This is a genomic window from Arthrobacter echini, from assembly GCF_004803505.1.
Taxonomy (GTDB): Bacteria; Actinomycetota; Actinomycetes; order Actinomycetales; family Micrococcaceae; genus Arthrobacter_D; species Arthrobacter_D echini.
In genome coordinates this window covers 106058-122458 of the sequence record NZ_SSWH01000003.1, presented here as the reverse complement: position 1 = coordinate 122458, position 16401 = coordinate 106058, and the positions used below count along the sequence as shown (strand labels likewise).

The 16401-nt window shown below is 66.6% G+C and carries 13 protein-coding genes; 6 read left to right on the top strand and 7 right to left on the bottom strand.

Features of this window, described 5'->3' with window-relative positions:
• Positions 1-130 precede the first annotated feature (130 nt).
• The 3 genes from coaE to E8P82_RS04640 all read left to right on the top strand — a co-directional run bounded on the left by coaE (position 131) and on the right by E8P82_RS04640 (position 4607).
• The gene (gene coaE, locus E8P82_RS04650) at positions 131-1153 is read left to right on the top strand and encodes a dephospho-CoA kinase (protein WP_136453336.1); all 1023 of its coding nucleotides are present in this window, start codon (positions 131-133) and stop codon (positions 1151-1153) included.
• 87 nt (positions 1154-1240) lie between these two features.
• On the top strand, positions 1241-3316 hold the full coding sequence (uvrB, locus tag E8P82_RS04645; RefSeq protein WP_136453335.1) for an excinuclease ABC subunit UvrB: 2076 nt from the start codon (positions 1241-1243) through the stop codon (positions 3314-3316).
• Positions 3317-3479: 163 nt separating this feature from the next.
• The gene (locus E8P82_RS04640) at positions 3480-4607 is read left to right on the top strand and encodes a TerC family protein (RefSeq protein ID WP_136453334.1); all 1128 of its coding nucleotides are present in this window, start codon (positions 3480-3482) and stop codon (positions 4605-4607) included.
• A 39-nt stretch (positions 4608-4646) separates the two neighbouring features.
• Here the strand turns inward: E8P82_RS04640 and E8P82_RS04635 are convergent, their stop codons facing one another.
• The 3 genes from E8P82_RS04635 to E8P82_RS04625 all read right to left on the bottom strand — a co-directional run bounded on the left by E8P82_RS04635 (position 4647) and on the right by E8P82_RS04625 (position 9090).
• Positions 4647-5912: an alpha/beta fold hydrolase gene (locus tag E8P82_RS04635; RefSeq protein WP_136453502.1), complete on the bottom strand. Its 1266-nt coding sequence runs from the start codon at positions 5910-5912 to the stop codon at positions 4647-4649.
• Positions 5913-5992: 80 nt separating this feature from the next.
• Positions 5993-6484: a GNAT family N-acetyltransferase gene (locus tag E8P82_RS04630; RefSeq protein WP_136453333.1), complete on the bottom strand. Its 492-nt coding sequence runs from the start codon at positions 6482-6484 to the stop codon at positions 5993-5995.
• A 62-nt stretch (positions 6485-6546) separates the two neighbouring features.
• The gene (locus tag E8P82_RS04625; RefSeq protein WP_136453332.1) at positions 6547-9090 is read right to left on the bottom strand and encodes a DEAD/DEAH box helicase; all 2544 of its coding nucleotides are present in this window, start codon (positions 9088-9090) and stop codon (positions 6547-6549) included.
• 39 nt (positions 9091-9129) lie between these two features.
• On the opposite strand from E8P82_RS04625, the gene E8P82_RS04620 reads away from it, so the two are divergent.
• Positions 9130-9903 (top strand): trans-aconitate 2-methyltransferase, encoded by a 774-nt coding sequence (locus E8P82_RS04620; RefSeq protein WP_136453331.1) that lies wholly within the window; start codon positions 9130-9132, stop codon positions 9901-9903.
• Between the two features lie 29 nt (positions 9904-9932).
• On the opposite strand, the gene E8P82_RS04615 is transcribed toward E8P82_RS04620, so the two are convergent.
• From E8P82_RS04615 to E8P82_RS04600, 4 genes are all read right to left on the bottom strand, one after another.
• Positions 9933-10577, bottom strand: a complete 645-nt coding sequence (locus E8P82_RS04615) for an MBL fold metallo-hydrolase (RefSeq protein WP_136453330.1) — start codon at positions 10575-10577, stop codon at positions 9933-9935.
• A gap of 4 nt (positions 10578-10581) precedes the next feature.
• Positions 10582-11109 (bottom strand): hypothetical protein, encoded by a 528-nt coding sequence (locus E8P82_RS04610; protein WP_136453329.1) that lies wholly within the window; start codon positions 11107-11109, stop codon positions 10582-10584.
• Between the two features lie 79 nt (positions 11110-11188).
• Positions 11189-11620 carry a hypothetical protein gene (locus tag E8P82_RS04605; RefSeq protein ID WP_136453328.1) on the bottom strand — a complete coding sequence of 144 codons (432 nt, stop codon included), beginning with the start codon at positions 11618-11620 and terminating at the stop codon, positions 11189-11191.
• Between the two features lie 58 nt (positions 11621-11678).
• Positions 11679-12335, bottom strand: a complete 657-nt coding sequence (locus E8P82_RS04600) for a hypothetical protein (RefSeq protein ID WP_136453327.1) — start codon at positions 12333-12335, stop codon at positions 11679-11681.
• Between the two features lie 678 nt (positions 12336-13013).
• Here E8P82_RS04600 and E8P82_RS04595 point away from each other — a divergent pair.
• Positions 13014-13391 carry a GntR family transcriptional regulator gene (locus E8P82_RS04595; RefSeq protein WP_211096796.1) on the top strand — a complete coding sequence of 126 codons (378 nt, stop codon included), beginning with the start codon at positions 13014-13016 and terminating at the stop codon, positions 13389-13391.
• A gap of 85 nt (positions 13392-13476) precedes the next feature.
• Positions 13477-16389, top strand: a complete 2913-nt coding sequence (gene uvrA / locus E8P82_RS04590) for an excinuclease ABC subunit UvrA (RefSeq protein WP_136453326.1) — start codon at positions 13477-13479, stop codon at positions 16387-16389.
• The last annotated feature ends 12 nt before the right edge of the window (positions 16390-16401 follow it).

Below are 16401 nucleotides of genomic sequence, written 5' to 3'. Positions count from 1 at the left end.
CCTCGGACGGGACAGATCGATCCAGCGTAATCAGGCGCACCGACGTTCCTCCCGGGGAGGTGCGCACGGAAGGGGCCTTGACCGACCGGCAGGGTCACCGTAGTGGATGCGCCCATATTAGGGTGGGCCCATGCTGCGTATCGGACTGACAGGGGGCATCGCCGCGGGCAAGTCGGTGGTGGCCCGGCGCTTCGGCGAGCTGGGCGCCGTCGTCGTGGATGCCGACGCGCTGGCGCGGGCAGTGCTCGAGCCCGGCTCGGAGGGTCTGCGCGAGGTCGTGGCGGCCTTCGGCCGGGAGATCCTCGGGCCGAACGGCGGTCTCGACCGCGCCGCACTCGGCGCGCTGGTCTTCGCCGACGAGCAGGCGCGCGATCGGCTGAACGGGATCGTCCACCCGCGTGTGCGACGGCACTCGGCGCGCCTCGTCGACGAGGCTCCCCGTGATGCGATCCTGGTCCAGGACACTCCGCTCCTGGTCGAGACGGGCCAGGCCGCCCGTTTCCACCTCGTCGTCGTCGTCGATGCCCCGGATGAGGTGCGCGTGGAGCGGATGGTCGGGCAGCGTGGCATGGAGCGCGGCGATGCGCTGCGGCGCATGGCCGCGCAGGCGTCACGGACGGACAGGCTGCGGGAGGCCGATGCCGTGCTGCGGAACGAGGGCACCGTCCAGGAGCTGCTGGCGGCGGCCGACGCGCTCTGGCACGAGCGGATCGTCCCGTTCGCCGACAACCTGCTCGCGGACCGCACGGCGGGCATCCAGCGATCGGCGCCCTCCGGCGCGGGCCTCGCCGGGACGAGCGGTCTCACGCGCCGGATCGTCGCGAAGCTCGACGCCGCACTGCCGGCCGGGTCAGCGCTCCCGCCGGTTCCCGACGGCGACGTCGTCCCGGGGACGGCGACCGGAACAGCGACCGGCGCCGGGGGCGGATCGGCGCCGGACTCCGACGACGTGACGCGCACCGTGGTCCGTGTCCCGCTCCTGCTGCCGAGCGAACTCGACCGTGCCTCCCGCGCTGTCTCGGCGGCCGGCTTCCCGCGGCTCACGGGCGGGAAGGTGCCCGCGGAGCACGAGGGACGGGCTGTGCACCGCTCCGCGGATCCGGCACTGGATGTCACGGTTCTCGTCACCGGGCAGGACGACCCAGGCACCTGAGCACCCCTGACCGGGCGCGGGCCGGGGCGCATTCAGCCTGCAGCACACTCCGGGTGGAGTGTCACCGTCAGGCACTATCTTTGAGGCATGAGTCTTGCGCAGGATATCAAGCGTGTCGTGGCGCCCTTCGAGGTCATCAGCGAGTACACCCCGGCCGGTGATCAGCCCACCGCCATCACGGAACTGTCCGAGCGGATCACCGCGGGTGAGAAGGACGTGGTGCTGCTCGGTGCCACCGGTACCGGCAAGAGTGCCACCACCGCCTGGCTGATCGAGCAGGTGCAGCGACCCACTTTGGTCATGGTCCAGAACAAGACCCTCGCGGCCCAGCTCGCCAACGAGTTCCGCGAGCTGCTGCCGAACAATGCCGTGGAGTACTTCGTGTCCTACTACGACTACTACCAGCCAGAGGCCTACGTTCCGCAGACCGATACGTTCATCGAGAAGGACTCCTCGATCAACGAGGAGGTCGAGCGGCTCCGCCACTCCGCAACGAACGCCCTCCTGACCCGGCGCGACGTCGTCGTCGTCGCCACCGTGTCCTGCATCTACGGCCTCGGTACGCCCGAGGAATACATCAACAAGATGGTCACGCTGCGGCGCGGCGACCAGCTGAACCGGGACGAACTCCTGCGGCAGTTCGTGAGCATGCAGTACACGCGCAACGACATGGACTTCCACCGCGGTACGTTCCGGGTGCGTGGGGACACGGTGGAGATCATCCCGATGTACGAGGAGCATGCGCTGCGCATCGAGTTCTTCGGGGACGAGGTCGAGAACATCTACACCCTGGACCCCCTGACGGGCACCGTGATCCGTGAGGAGGAGGAGATGTACGTCTTCCCGGCCTCCCACTACGTGGCCGGTGAGGACCGCATGACACGGGCCATCAAGGACATCGAGGACGAACTGCAGCAGCGCCTGGCGGAGCTCGAGTCGCAGAACAAGCTCGTCGAGGCGCAGCGCCTGCGGATGCGCGTCACCTACGACCTCGAGATGATGCAGCAGATGGGTTTCTGCAACGGCATCGAGAACTACTCCCGGCACATCGACGGCCGCGATGCAGCCTCGGCGCCGCACTGCCTGCTGGACTACTTCCCGGACGACTTCCTGCTGGTCGTGGACGAGTCGCACGTGACGATCCCGCAGATCGGCGCCATGTACGAGGGCGACATGTCGCGCAAGCGCACACTCGTGGACCACGGTTTCCGGCTTCCGTCCGCCATGGACAACCGGCCACTGAAGTGGGACGAGTTCCAGGACCGGATCGGGCAGACCGTCTATCTCTCGGCCACCCCGGGCAAGTACGAACTGGGCAAGGCCGACGGGTACGTGCAGCAGATCATCCGTCCCACCGGTCTCGTGGATCCCGAGGTGGTGGTGAAGCCGACCAAGGGGCAGATCGACGATCTGCTCGACGAGATCCGCGAGCGCGTGGAGATCAACGAGCGTGTGCTCGTCACCACCCTGACCAAGCGGATGGCCGAGGACCTCACGGGCTATCTCCTGGAGCACGGGGTCAAGGTGGAGTACCTGCACTCGGACGTCGACACCCTGCGGCGTGTCGAGCTCCTGCGGGAGCTACGCATGGGCACGTTCGACGTCCTCGTGGGCATCAATCTCCTCCGCGAGGGGCTGGACCTGCCGGAGGTCTCCCTCGTGAGCATCCTCGACGCCGACAAGGAGGGGTTCCTGCGGAGCACGACGTCGCTGATCCAGACCATCGGACGCGCCGCCCGCAACGTCTCGGGCGAGGTGCACATGTACGCCGACCGGATCACGGACTCGATGGAGCGGGCCATCGACGAGACGAACAGGCGCCGCGCCATCCAGGTTGCGCACAATCTCGAGCACGGCATCGATCCCACACCGTTGCGGAAGCGGATCGCCGACATCACCGACACCATCAACCGAGAGGACGCCGATACACGCACGCTCCTCGAGGAGGCCGGCAGGAGCAGGAGACCGACCAAGGGAGCCGTCCGCGCCGAGGGACTCGCATCGGTGCCCGCGGAGGATCTCACCGATCTGATCCAGCAGCTGACCGACCAGATGCACTCCGCTGCGGCCGATCTGCATTTCGAGCTGGCCGGCAGGCTCCGGGACGAGGTCGGGGACCTGAAGAAGGAGCTCCGGCAGATGCAGTCGGCCGGACACGCCTGAGACATGGTGTTCCGGTAGGATCGGGGGGACGTAGGGGAGTATCCCAAGCGCTACGGACGTCAGCACGCGGGGCATCGTCGTCCCGCCGGGCGTAGCGGTCAGCCGGCCCAGGCCGCGGCGGAGAGACTTACGGCGGTCCATCGTGAACACCGGAAGGTAACCCATGCCCGAATTGCCCGTCGTCTTCGAGGTCGGCACCTTCATCGTGCTCGGCATCGTCCTGCTGTTCGATCTGCTGCTCGTCGTGAAGCGACCCCATGAACCCTCCATGAAGGAGGCAGGTCTGTGGGTGGGCTTCTACATCGCCCTGGCGCTGGTCTTCGCCGGTCTGATGTTCGTGTTCACCGGTCCGGAGTACGGCGGCCAGTTCATCGCGGGCTGGATCACCGAGTACAGCCTCAGCATCGACAATCTCTTCGTGTTCATCATCATCATGGCGCGTTTCTCGGTACCCCGGAAGTACCAGCAGGAAGTGCTGATGGTCGGCATCATCATCGCGCTGATCCTCCGCGGTATCTTCATCGCCCTCGGTGCGGTGTTCATCGAGAACTTCAGCTGGATCTTCTACCTGTTCGGTATCTTCCTGCTCTACACGGCCTACAGGCAGGCCACCGACGCCGGCGACGACGAGGACGCCGGTGACAACAGACTCATCGCGAAGCTGCAGTCCGTGCTGCCGATGTCCCAGTCCTACGACGGCAACAGGATCCGCACCGTGGTCGACGGCAAGAAGGTCTTCACGCCCATGATCATCGTCTTCGTGACGCTCGGGCTCACGGATCTCCTGTTCGCCGTCGACTCCATCCCGGCCATCTTCGGCCTGACGCAGAGTGCCTTCATCGTCTTCACGGCCAACATCTTCGCGCTCATGGGGCTGCGTCAGCTGTACTTCCTGCTCGGTGGGCTCCTGACCCGCCTGGTGTACCTGAAGCACGCCCTGTCGGTGATCCTCGCCTTCATCGGCGTGAAGCTCATCCTCCACGCCATGCACGTGAACGAGCTGCCGTTCATCAACGGCGGAGAGCCGATCGAGTGGGCGCCCGAGATTCCCACGTTCGTCTCGCTGGCCGTCATCGTCCTGACGATCGTCGTCGCCGTGATCGCCAGCCTCATCCGCTCGCGTGTGGGCGGGGACACCGACGACGGCGCCGGGAACACCGGGAACACCGGGAACACCGGTGGGCAGGACTCCGCGGGCGGCACGGGGTCGCGCGGGGATTCCGCCGTGGACCCGGCCCTCGACGAGGCCGCTGACGAGGCCGGCAGGAAGAACCCCCGCCGTCGCGCCTGAGATGGCAGCAGCTCCTCGGTCCGGTGGCGGCCCTGGGTGTCAGCGGTGGGTCATGGAGAGCAGCCGCTCGAAGATCGCCTCGCCGTCGTCCGCAATGCCGTCGTGGTGGTACTCGTCGGTCTCCCAGACCCGAAGATTCCGCACCGCAGCGGCCGTGGCCAGCGACAGGTCCCTGTCGACGTAGATGTCGTGGGTGTACACGGCCGCGGCGACGGGAACGGTGTTCGCTGCGAGGACCCCGGTGTCGTAGAGCGCTCCCCAGTCCTCCTTGCCGGCGAGCACGTCGGCGACGGCACTCAGGGGTCGCAGCGCCGGGTCCTCCTCGAAGTACCACCGGTACACCATCTCACCCGTCAGGAGCGGCTCGGCGGCGTCCGGCTCGAACTGCGGGTACTCCGCCAGGATGCGCTGCGCCGACCAGCGCGAGGCGGATCCCTGACAGTAGATGGACTCGTGCATCAGGGCGTAGAGCGGCTGGGATGCGCGGCTGACGAGGCCGTGGACCTGCTCGAGGAACGTCGCCGACAGGCGCGGACCCGACGACGTCCCGGTGAACGCGTCCTCCAGCAGGTAGTGGAGACCGTGGATCCTCGTGTTGCCGCCGAGGTACGAGCCGATCAGCTGCAGGCGCCGGGCCGTGAGCCGCTCACCGCTCGGCAGGAACTCCTCGACGTCGTCGAGATGGCGCATGATGCGGCTCAGGAGATCCCTGTCCTCCGGGTACCAGGAGAAGTACTCGGCGTTCCGCTCCTCGACGCGCGCGAACGTGGCGCGGTACACCTGGTCCGGATGCCCCTCCAGGGGTGCGAGACCGCCGGTGATGAGTGCGCGGTCCATACCCTCCGGCGCGTTCGACAGATAGGTGAGGGTGCAGAAGCCGCCATAGCTCTGCCCGAGGACCGTCCAGGGCGGGCTGCCGAGACTGCGGCGGATCAGCTCCGCGTCGGCGACGATCGAGTCGGCCCGGAAGTGGGTGAGATACTCCGCCTGTGCCTCCGGTGAGCCCAGCGAGGCCAGGGTCGCGGCGTCGGCGGGTGTGGACAGGCCCGTGCCGCGCTGATCCAGCATGAGGATCCGGAACTGCCGGGCGGCGGCCGTCAGCCACCCGGTCAGCTGCGTGGTCCGCACACCCCGTCCGCCGGGGCCGCCCTGCAGGAACAGGAGCCACGGGAGGTGCGCCGCCTCCTCCTCGCCGTGATCGAGGGAGGAGTACTCCCGCGCGAAGATCTCGATCGTCCCGGAGGAGGGGTCAGCGTGATCGAGCGGCACCCGGAAGACGTGTCCGGTGGCCCGCAGCCCGCGCATGACCGCCGTCCTGCCGACCACGTGGTCCCGCGTGCCGGCGAGGACGGCGGGAGCGTCGGAGGGTTCGGGCAGCGGCTGCACTACGCGGCGGAATCGGCGAGCGCGGCGACCTCGGCGAGCGCGTCGCCCGTCAGCCGGAAGGTGCTCCACTCGGTCTGGTTCGTGGCGCCGAGGCTCTCGTAGAACCGGATGGACGGCTCGTTCCAGTTCAGGACCGACCATTCCACACGCGCGTAGCCGCGCTCGGCGGCGATCGAGGCGAGGTGCGCCAGGAGGGCCTTGCCGAGACCGGCGCCGCGGGCCTCGGGGCGCACGTAGAGATCCTCGAGGTAGATCCCGTTGACGCCCTCCCAGGTCGAGTAGTTCAGGAACCAGAGCGCGAATCCCTGGACGGCGCCGTCCGCTTCGATCACGTGGGCGTAGATGGTGGGCTGCTCCCCGAACAGGGCATCGCGCAGTGCGTCGGCGGTGTTCCTGACCGCGTCGGGTTCCCGTTCGTAGACCGCGAGATCGTGGATGAGCTGGAGGATGACCGGGACGTCCGCCGGTTCTGCTGCGCGAATCAGTGACATGGCATCAGCCTAGCGAGAACACACCCTGTTCCGGTGTCCGTCACTGTCTCCCCGGGTACTGCTCAGGCTGCCACGGGAGCCCCGACGCCGAGGATCCGCACCACCGGGCTGCCGGCGTCGTCCGATGCCGCGAGGTCGATCTCCGCGTTGATGCCCCAGTCGCCGTTGCCCTCCGGATCCTTCAGGATCTGGCGGACCTTCCAGCTGCCCGGCTTCTTCTCGATGAGCAGCAGAGCAGGCCCGCGTGCGTTCGGGCCGTCGTCGATGTCCTCGTAGTCGGCGAAGTAGCCGTCCAGCGCATCCGCCCAGCGATCGGCGGTCCAGCCCGAATCCGCGTCGAGTGCCCCGAGCGCCTCGTCCTGCTCGTCGGCGAAGAGCTTCACGCGCTGGAACATCTCGTTGCGGACCATCACGCGGAAGGCGCGCTCGTTCGAGGTCACCGAGGGTGGTTCGGGGGGCAGGTCGACGGCGTCGTCAGCGGGTCCCTCGAGCACTCCGGCGGCAAGCTGCGTCCACTCGTCGAGGAGACTGCTGTCGACCTGGCGCACGAGTTCGCCCAGCCACTCCACGATGTCGCTGAGGTCCTCGCGGAGCGCCTCGACCGGGACGGTGTGCCGCAGTGCCTTGTAGCAGTCCGCCAGGTAACGCAGGAGGATGCCCTCGGAGCGGGTGAGGGCGTAGAACGCGACGTACTCGCCGAAGCTCATGGCGCGCTCGTACATGTCGCGGACCACGGACTTCGGTGCCAGCTCGAAGTCACCGAGCCAGGGCGCCGACGCGCGGTACACCTCGAAGGACTGCTGCAGCAGGTCCTCCAGCGGCTTCGGATACCCGATCTCCTCGAGGCGCGCCATGCGGGCGTCGTAGTCGATGCCCTCCGCCTTCATCGCGGCGACGGCCTCGCCGCGCGCCTTCTTCTCCTGCGCATTGAGCACCTGGCGCGGCTTCTCGAGCGTCGCCTCGATCACGGAGACGACGTCGAGCGCGTACCCCGGCCCCTCGGGGTCCAGCAGCTCCAGGGCGGCGAGCGCGAACGGGGACAGCGGCTGATTGAGCGCGAAGTTCGCCTGCAGGTGCACCTTCAGTCGCACCTGCCGGCCGTCGGGCTCGGGTTCGGGCAGCCGTTCCACGATGCCGGCGGTGACGAGTTCGCGGTAGATGCCGATGGCGCGGCGCATGAGCCGCAACTGGGAGGCCCGCGGCTCATGGTTCTCCGTCAGGAGTCGCTTGGCGGCGACGAACGGGTCGCCCGGTCGCTCGAGGAGATTCAGGAGCATGGAGTGGCTCACCGAGAACGACGACGTCAGCGGGTCGGGGACGCTCTCGACGAGCCGCTCGAAGGTCGGTCTGCCCCACGAGACGAAGCCCTGCTGCGGCTTCTTCCGGACGACCTGGCGCAGCTTCTTCTGGTCGTCGCCGAACTTCGCGACCGCCTTCGCCATGGCCTTCGCGTTCTCCACGACGTGCTCGGGTGCCTGCACGACGACGGTCCCCGCGGTGTCGAACCCGGCGCGTCCGGCGCGACCGGAGACCTGGTGGAACTCGCGCGCATTGAGCAGGCGGGTCCGCACGCCGTCGTACTTGCTCAGCGCCGTCAGCAGGACGGTGCGGATGGGCACGTTGATACCGACGCCGAGTGTGTCCGTGCCGCAGATGACCTTGAGCAGACCGGCCTGCGCGAGCTGCTCCACGAGGCGCCGGTACTTGGGGAGCATCCCCGCGTGGTGCACACCGATGCCGTGGCGGACCAGGCGGTTCAGGGTCCTGCCGAAGCCGGAGGAGAACCGGAAGGTCGCGATCAGCTCGGCGATGCGGTCCTTCTCCTGGCGCGTGGCCATGGTGAGGCTCATCAGGTTCTGCGCGCGCTCGATGGCCTCGGCCTGACTGAAGTGCACCACGTAGACCGGTGCCTGCCGCGTGGACAGCAGCTCCTCCAGCGACTCCTGCACGGGGGTCTCGACGTAGTAGTAGTGCAGGGGGATGGGCCGCTCCACGGACGTCACCGTCGCCGTCGCGCGCCCGGTGCGCTCCGTGAGCTCCTGCTCGAAGCGCGTCACGTCGCCGAGGGTGGCGGACATCAGGAGGAACTGGGCCTGCGGCAGCTCCAGCAGGGGTACCTGCCAGGCCCAGCCGCGCTGCGGGTCCGAGTAGAAGTGGAACTCGTCCATGACCACGGTGTCCAGCTGCGCCCGGGCACCCTCGCGGAGGGCGAGATTCGCGAGGATCTCCGCCGTGCAGCAGATGATCGGGGCGTCCTGATTGACGCCGGAGTCGCCCGTGATCATGCCGACGTTCTCCGCGCCGAAGATCTCGATCAGGGCGAAGAACTTCTCCGACACGAGGGCCTTGATCGGTGCCGTGTAGTAGCTCGTCCTGCCCTCGGAGAATGACTTCAGGTGGGCTGCGATCGCGACGAGGGACTTGCCCGACCCGGTCGGCGTCGCCAGGATCACGTTGTTGCCCGAGACGAGTTCCATCGCGGCCTCGTCCTGCGCCGGGTAGAGGGTGAGCCCGCGGGACGTGGTCCACGCCGTGAAGGCCTCGTAGACCGCGTCCGCGGTGAGTCGGCCGTCGTCGTGCCGGGGCAGGTGCTCTTGGATCCTCATGGTCCGTTCAGCCTACCGGGGCCGGGTTTAGGGTGGAGCATGCGCTGGGACCCGGACCTCTATGCCCGTCATGCCGGACACCGCGGGCGTCCCTTCGTCGATCTTCTCGCCCGCGTCGCTCACCCTGGGCCGCGGAGGGTCGTCGATCTCGGCTGCGGACCCGGTCAGCTGACCGAGGCGCTGGCCCTGCGCTGGCCCCACGCGCAGGTCACCGGCATCGACGCGAGTCCCGACATGATCGCCGCCGCCGGGCAGCGGGAGGTTCCCGCCAATCTCTCGTTCGACGTGGGAGACCTCCGGGACTACACACCGGGCAGCGACGACGTCGTCGTCACCAACGCCGCTCTCCAGTGGGTGCCGGGGCACCAGGAACTCCTGGCGGCGTGGTCGGCGGGACTTCCGCCGGGCGGGTGGATCGCGGTGCAGGTGCCCGGCAACTTCTCGGCCCCGTCGCACGTCCTCATGCGCGAGCACGCCGCGAGCGAGCGATGGTCAGCACGCCTCGGCGGGGTGCTCCGCCACGAGGACGCCGTCGGCGAACCTGTCGACTACCTCCAGCTTCTGCTCGGCGCGGGACTCGAGGCCGACGTCTGGGAGACGACGTACCAGCAGGTACTCGCCGGGGAGGACGCCGTGCTCGACTGGGTGCGCGGCACGGGTCTGCGGCCCGTCCTCGACGTCCTCTCGCCCCAGGAGGGCGAGGAGTTCGAGGCCGGGTACGGGCGGCGGCTGCGCGAGGCCTATCCACGCGGCCCGTACGGGACGGTCTTCGGGTTCCGGCGCATCTTCGCCGTCGGGCACAGAACGTGTTGAGCGAAGCCCTGCCACTCGTGGTGCGGTGACTACCAGCCACGCTGCTTCCACTCGGCCAGGGAGCCGCGCTCGGCGCCGAGGGTGGTCCCTGCACCGTGACCCGGATGCACGACGGTGTCGTCGGGCAGCTCGTCGAACACGCGGGTCACGACGTCGTCGTACAGGGAGGCGAAGCGCTGCGCGTCGCCCTGCGTGTTCCCGAGGCCCCCGGGGAACAGCGAATCACCCGTGAACAGGTGCGCGGGTCCGTGCGGATCGCGGTAGAGCAGCGCCACGGATCCCGGGGTGTGCCCGCGCAGGTGGAGGGCCTCGAGCTCGAAGCCCTCGAAGGACCCGGTGTCGCCGTGGTGCAGCGGGACATCCGTCGGCACCTCGATGTCTGCGACGTCGTCGGCTCCCGCGGCCGTGCGGGCCTTCGTGGCCTCGCGCACCTCGGCGAGGGCCCGCACGTGGTCCCAGTGCGAGTGGGTGGTGACGATGAGCGCGAGGCGCGCCTCGGCATCGGTGTCCTCCTGCGCGTCCGCGAGGAGCGCCAGGATGGCCGGCGCGTCGTCCGCGGCGTCGATCAGGACCTGAGCACCCGAGGACTTCGAGGTGAGCAGATAGACGTTGTTGTCCATCGCGGAGACGGAGATACTGCGGATCGTTACCTCATCGAGGCTTGCGAGGATCATGCTCTCAGCCTAGGGGTCTCTTAGCACCGTCTTCGAGGAAAAGCTGAGCATTCTCAGCGTCGATCCGCTCATCCTCGGGGTCTGCGACTTTGAGGTCCTCGCGCATCGCTGAGATGAGATGAACCATCGATGCCTTATAGCGGGTCACAAATTCGCTGTAGGCCCTCCGGCGATCGGTTCGGTCTTCCGATGTTCCAGAGTCAACGTCTGCCAGGTCAGCCATGAACCATAGACCTGTCGCCTCGTTGTCTACGTCTCGCGCTAAGCGTCGGACGGTTGCGGAACCAAAGAGCCGAATCGCAGATCGAGCAGCGGTGATGGCGAGTAACCGATCACTACCTACTGCCTGCACATTAGTATCGAGGTCTTTCTCAAGCTCATCGAGTTTGATCAAGTACTCGATGTACGCCTGATTCTTCTCGTTCCGATGCCACTGTTTGTGCTCCGTCGTCCTCGTGAGGAAGGAACCGAGCAAGCTACCACCGAGTGCAGCGCCAGCGGCTAAAAGGGCAATGACAAGCTCTTGAGACATGCCCACACCCTATCGACGTAGAAGGCCGCTCCTGCTGTGGGGGTACGTCGGTCAGGTCTGCAAGCATCACGGCCTCAACCTATCCAGCTTGCTTCTCCTGAAGATCCACCCTCATGCCCATGAGAGCAGCACGATAATGCTCGTTAACCGTCCTCATTCTGCTTCGAAAGTCCTCCTCCGGGCCTGATTTGAGAAGGATGTTCTGAGCCCGTTCTAGAGCGTTGACGGTCTTCAGTACTGGTAGCGCAACTGCTTCCGGAGCCACGAGCAGGAGCCCTGCTCCGTCGTAGCTTTGCCATTTCGCGCTGAAGTCCTCAGGCAAGACACCACGCGCCTGGTACTGGATGAGGACTTCACTTCTTGCGTGGTAGATGCTGATGAACTCTGAGTACTTCTCTTGTCGCTGACCTCGCAGCCACTGTCGATGCTCGGTATTTCGGGTAAGAAGGTGGCCGATCAAACCAGCAACACCTGCGATGAGACCGCCAAGCAATATTCCCCGAAGTTCCATGCTGTCAGCCTAGCGACGACCTTGTCCCCTTCTTCGGAACCAAGGGGCTTTGTGGGCTTTAGTTCCAGTTGAGGTAGTAGATGACACCCGCCAAGACGACACCAGTGGTAAGGGTCGATCCAGCCGCGATGGTGTGGTCACGCCAAGTGCGTCTCCACCAACCTGCACTGCCTTCAGCGACAACAGCGCTACTGCCAACCAACTGCGAGGGGGTGTCCAAGTTCTGTGGCCGCGTCTCAGCGGCCCTCTCCGGCTGTGCCGCTGCATCTACGACCTTCTCAACGATGCGATCGAACGAGGCCTTGAGACCGTCCACGACGATTCGATTTGGTCCAGTAATTTCCAAGCTGATCGACCCGGAGATCCTGTACCAAGAAGTGAACTGGTAGTACTGATCTGGGTCTTCCTTCACCCTATTCATCTGATGCCTGAAGAGGCGCTGGGGAGCGAGGCCGTGGGTCTCGAACTCTTCAAGGAGTTCCACTGGATCTTCGCCTTCGACCTCGTTGGAGGCGGCATCCCACAGCTTCCACTCCACTGCTCCGATCTGTCGAGCCGACAGTTCGGGTGTTGACTCAATCAGCTTTACAACCTCGCGGTTGAAGACGTCCAGAGCCGACTTGTGGTTACTGCCGGTGTGATTACCTTCAGCGGTCCCAGTGAAGCGAATCGGCTTCCTCTGCCTCGCTGTCGTGTCCCCTCTGTTCTGTTCCACTGACACACTCACCCCTCGGTAGCCTGCCAACCAGCTTACGCAAAAGACCGCTCCTGCTGGTCTCAACAGGGATGGGTTAGTAGGAGCGGCCCTAGCCATGTCATAAGGGAAGCGGCCCCTAGGAGAGATAGGTGCCGAGTTCCGGTGATAAGGCCGGAAGCCTAAGCAGCTAGGTCGAGGATTGAGTAAGAGGCAGCGCTGCTAGTTGGAAGCCGACCGGTCTTCAAGGGTGCTGGCCTTTCGCTAGATCCGAAGGAAGTGGCGGCGCATCGACACGATGTGGGCACGAGGAGACGAGGGCATGCGGAGACAATTATTCAAGGTTCCTGCTTGGTGAACTAACTACCTCAACTGCTGCGGTACCAGGTTAGGCGTCCATCCCTCTTCTCGTTCGATAAACTCCCGAACGTTCTGCTCCTGCAGGGCAGGGGAAACGGTGACCTCTGAGATCTGGGACTGCCGAACGTAGATCACTGCTCGCTTCGAGGTCGCAAAGCCACGCTACATTTACCATTTCTAGTTATCCATCTCGGAGACGGAGATGCTGCGGATCGTGACTTCACTGAGGTCGAACATGGGTCCAGTGTATGGAGTGCACGGCCACGCGGACGGCCCGACGGTAGGGTTCTGGCACGGGGTCCGTCCGGTTCCCGACGAAGCCGAGGGAAGGTGGACGGCATGGAGCAGGACATTCCCCGCTGGCTGAGGTTGGACGCCACCAGCGCCGTCCCGCCGTTCGAGCAGCTGAAGCAGGCCGTCCTCGCCGCCGCCAACTCCGGCACGGCAGCCGTCGGGACGCGGCTCCCGCCCGTCCGGATCCTCGCCGCACACTTGGGGATCGCCGCCAACACCGTGGCCCGCGCCTACCGCGAGCTGGAGCAGGCAGGCGTCGTCGAGACCCGCGGCAGGGCCGGGACGCTGATCTCCGCAGGGGGTGACGAGGCCCGCCGTAAGGTCGCTGAGGCGGCCGACGCGTTCGCCGCCGTCGTGCATGCGGCGGGCATCGCCGAGCCCGATGCGGTCGCGCTCGTCAGGGCGGCATTGCGCCGAGCGTGAACGACGTCGGGACCCGCGCCGGAAGAGCGCGGAACATCATCAATTAGAAGATGTCTTCGAAGCCCCTTTCACCTACAGTTGACGGGTGTCTATCGCAAAGTCCCTCGAGTACCATGCCCACAATCCCGAGCCGGTCCCGCAGGACCTGTCGCGGTTGATCGTCAAGGGCGCTCGCGAGCACAACCTGCGCAACGTCGACCTCGATCTTCCGCGCGACGCCATGATCGTCTTCACCGGGCTGTCCGGGTCGGGGAAGTCGTCCCTGGCCTTCGACACGATCTTCGCCGAGGGCCAGCGCCGCTACGTCGAGTCCCTCTCCGCCTACGCACGCCAGTTCCTCGGCCAGGTGGACAAGCCCGACGTCGACTTCATCGAGGGACTCTCGCCCGCCGTGTCGATCGACCAGAAGTCCACGAGCAAGAACCCCCGCTCCACCGTGGGAACCATCACCGAGATCTACGACTACATGCGCCTGCTGTGGGCGCGCGTGGGCCGTCCCCACTGTCCCGTGTGCGGGGAGCCCGTCACCAAGCAGACGCCCCAGCAGATCGTGGACCAGCTGCTCGAGCTCGACGAGGGGACCCGCTTCCAGGTGCTCGCCCCCGTGGTGCGGGCACGCAAGGGCGAGTTCGTGGATCTGTTCTCCGAACTCACGGCGAAGGGCTACTCGCGGGCACGCGTGGACGGGACGCTGATCCAGCTCAGTGATCCGCCGACGCTGGGCAAGCAGTACAAGCACACCATCGAGGTCATCGTGGACCGGCTCGTGGTCAAGGACGGCATCCAGCAGCGGCTCACCGACTCCGTCGAGACCGCCCTGAAGCTCGCCGACGGACGCGTGCTCGCGGAGTTCGTGGATGTCCCGGAGGACGATGCGAAACGGCTGCGGGCCTACTCCGAGCACCTCGCGTGCCCCAACGAGCACCCGCTGGCCATCGACGAGGTCGAGCCGCGTTCGTTCTCCTTCAACAACCCGTTCGGTGCGTGCCCCGCGTGCACGGGGATCGGGACCAAGCTGGAGGTCGACGAGGAACTGGTGGTCCCGAATCCCGATCTGAGTCTCGCCGAGGGCGCGATCGCCCCGTGGGCGCTCGGAACGGCGACCCTCGAGTACTGGACCCGGCTGCTGCAGGGACTCGCGTCCGAACTGAAGTTCGACCTGGACACCCCGTGGCGCAAGCTCCCGGACCGGGCGCGGGAGGCGGCGCTGTACGGCAAGGACCACAAGGTCGTGGTGCAGTACCGCAACCGCTTCGGCCGCGAGCGCAAGTACAGCACGGGGTTCGAGGGCGCCATCCAGTACATCCAGCGCAAGCACCTCGAGACGGAGTCCGAGCACGCGCGGGACCGCTACGAGGAGTACATGCGGCAGATCCCCTGCCCCACGTGCGGAGGCGCCCGGCTGAACCCGGCGTCCCTGTCGGTCCTGATCAACGGCCGCTCCATCGCCGAGGTCTCGGCCATGCCGATGCGCGAGTGCGCCGAGTTCCTCGACAATCTCGTGCTCACGGAGCGTGAGGCGCAGATCGCCAACCAGGTCCTCAAGGAGATCCAGGCGCGGCTGACCTTCCTGCTCGACGTCGGCCTCGAGTACCTGAATCTCGAACGGGCCTCCGGGACGCTCTCGGGTGGCGAGGCCCAGCGCATCCGACTCGCCACGCAGATCGGCTCGGGACTCGTCGGGGTGCTCTACGTCCTGGACGAGCCCTCGATCGGTCTGCACCAGCGCGACAACCGACGCCTGATCGAGACGCTGATCCGCCTGCGGGATCTGGGGAACACCCTCATCGTCGTCGAGCACGACGAGGACACCATCGCGGAGGCCGACTGGATCGTCGACATCGGGCCGGGGGCGGGGGAGCACGGCGGTGAGGTGGTGCACTCGGGCCTGCTCGAGGACCTGCTGACCAACGAGCGATCGATCACCGGTGACTACCTCGCGGGGCGGCGGCGGATCGAGACGCCGGCGAAGCGCCGGAAGATCGACAGGTCCCGGCAGCTGAGGATCGTCGGTGCCAGGGAGCACAATCTCGCGAACGTCGACGCGACCATCCCGCTCGGTGTCCTCACCGCCGTCACCGGGGTCAGCGGGTCGGGGAAGTCGACACTGATCAACGACATCCTCTACAAGGTGCTCGCCAACAAGCTCAACGGCGCCAAGCAGGTGGCAGGCCGGCACAAGCGGATCGACGGCCTGGAACACCTGGACAAGGTCATCCATGTGGACCAGAGTCCCATCGGCCGGACGCCTCGCTCCAACCCGGCGACGTACACCGGTGTCTTCGACAACATCCGCAAGCTGTTCGCCGAGACCACCGAGGCCAAGGTGCGCGGCTATCTGCCCGGGCGGTTCTCCTTCAACGTCAAGGGAGGCCGCTGCGAGGCGTGCTCCGGCGACGGCACGCTGAAGATCGAGATGAACTTCCTCCCCGACGTCTACGTCCCCTGCGAGGTGTGCCACGGCGCCCGGTACAACAGGGAGACGCTGGAGGTGCACTACAAGGGCAAGACCATCGCGGACGTCCTGGACATGCCGATCGAGGAGGGCGCGGAGTTCTTCGCCGCCTTCAGCCCGATCGCCCGGCACCTGAACACACTCGTGGAGGTGGGGCTGGGCTACGTCCGGCTGGGGCAGCCCGCCACGACACTCTCCGGCGGGGAGGCGCAGCGCGTGAAGCTCGCGAGCGAGCTGCAGAAGCGCTCGAACGGCCGCAGCGTCTACGTCCTCGACGAGCCGACCACGGGCCTGCACTTCGAGGACATCCGCAAGCTCCTGCTCGTGCTGCAGGGCCTGGTGGACAAGGGCAACACCGTGATCACGATCGAGCACAATCTCGACGTGATCAAGAGCGCTGACTGGGTGATCGATCTCGGCCCCGACGGCGGGTCCGGCGGCGGGCAGGTCATCGCGACCGGGACACCCGAGCAGGTCGCGAGGAACGAGCGGAGTTACACCGGCACGTTCCTGAGGGAAGTGTTCGACAAGGCGGCGTCGTAGGGCAGGAGGGCA

Coding starts and splice junctions, on each gene's coding strand:
- E8P82_RS04630 (WP_136453333.1), bottom strand. CDS start 6,484: ATGTCACTGATTCGCGCAGCAGAACCGGCGGACGTCCCGGTCATCCTC.
- E8P82_RS04595 (WP_211096796.1), top strand. CDS start 13,014: ATGGAGCAGGACATTCCCCGCTGGCTGAGGTTGGACGCCACCAGCGCC.
- E8P82_RS04640 (WP_136453334.1), top strand. CDS start 3,480: ATGCCCGAATTGCCCGTCGTCTTCGAGGTCGGCACCTTCATCGTGCTC.
- E8P82_RS04615 (WP_136453330.1), bottom strand. CDS start 10,577: ATGATCCTCGCAAGCCTCGATGAGGTAACGATCCGCAGTATCTCCGTC.
- E8P82_RS04605 (WP_136453328.1), bottom strand. CDS start 11,620: ATGGAACTTCGGGGAATATTGCTTGGCGGTCTCATCGCAGGTGTTGCT.
- uvrB (WP_136453335.1), top strand. CDS start 1,241: ATGAGTCTTGCGCAGGATATCAAGCGTGTCGTGGCGCCCTTCGAGGTC.
- E8P82_RS04620 (WP_136453331.1), top strand. CDS start 9,130: ATGCGCTGGGACCCGGACCTCTATGCCCGTCATGCCGGACACCGCGGG.
- E8P82_RS04635 (WP_136453502.1), bottom strand. CDS start 5,912: ATGCGCGGGCTGCGGGCCACCGGACACGTCTTCCGGGTGCCGCTCGAT.
- E8P82_RS04610 (WP_136453329.1), bottom strand. CDS start 11,109: ATGTCTCAAGAGCTTGTCATTGCCCTTTTAGCCGCTGGCGCTGCACTC.
- E8P82_RS04625 (WP_136453332.1), bottom strand. CDS start 9,090: ATGAGGATCCAAGAGCACCTGCCCCGGCACGACGACGGCCGACTCACC.
- coaE (WP_136453336.1), top strand. CDS start 131: ATGCTGCGTATCGGACTGACAGGGGGCATCGCCGCGGGCAAGTCGGTG.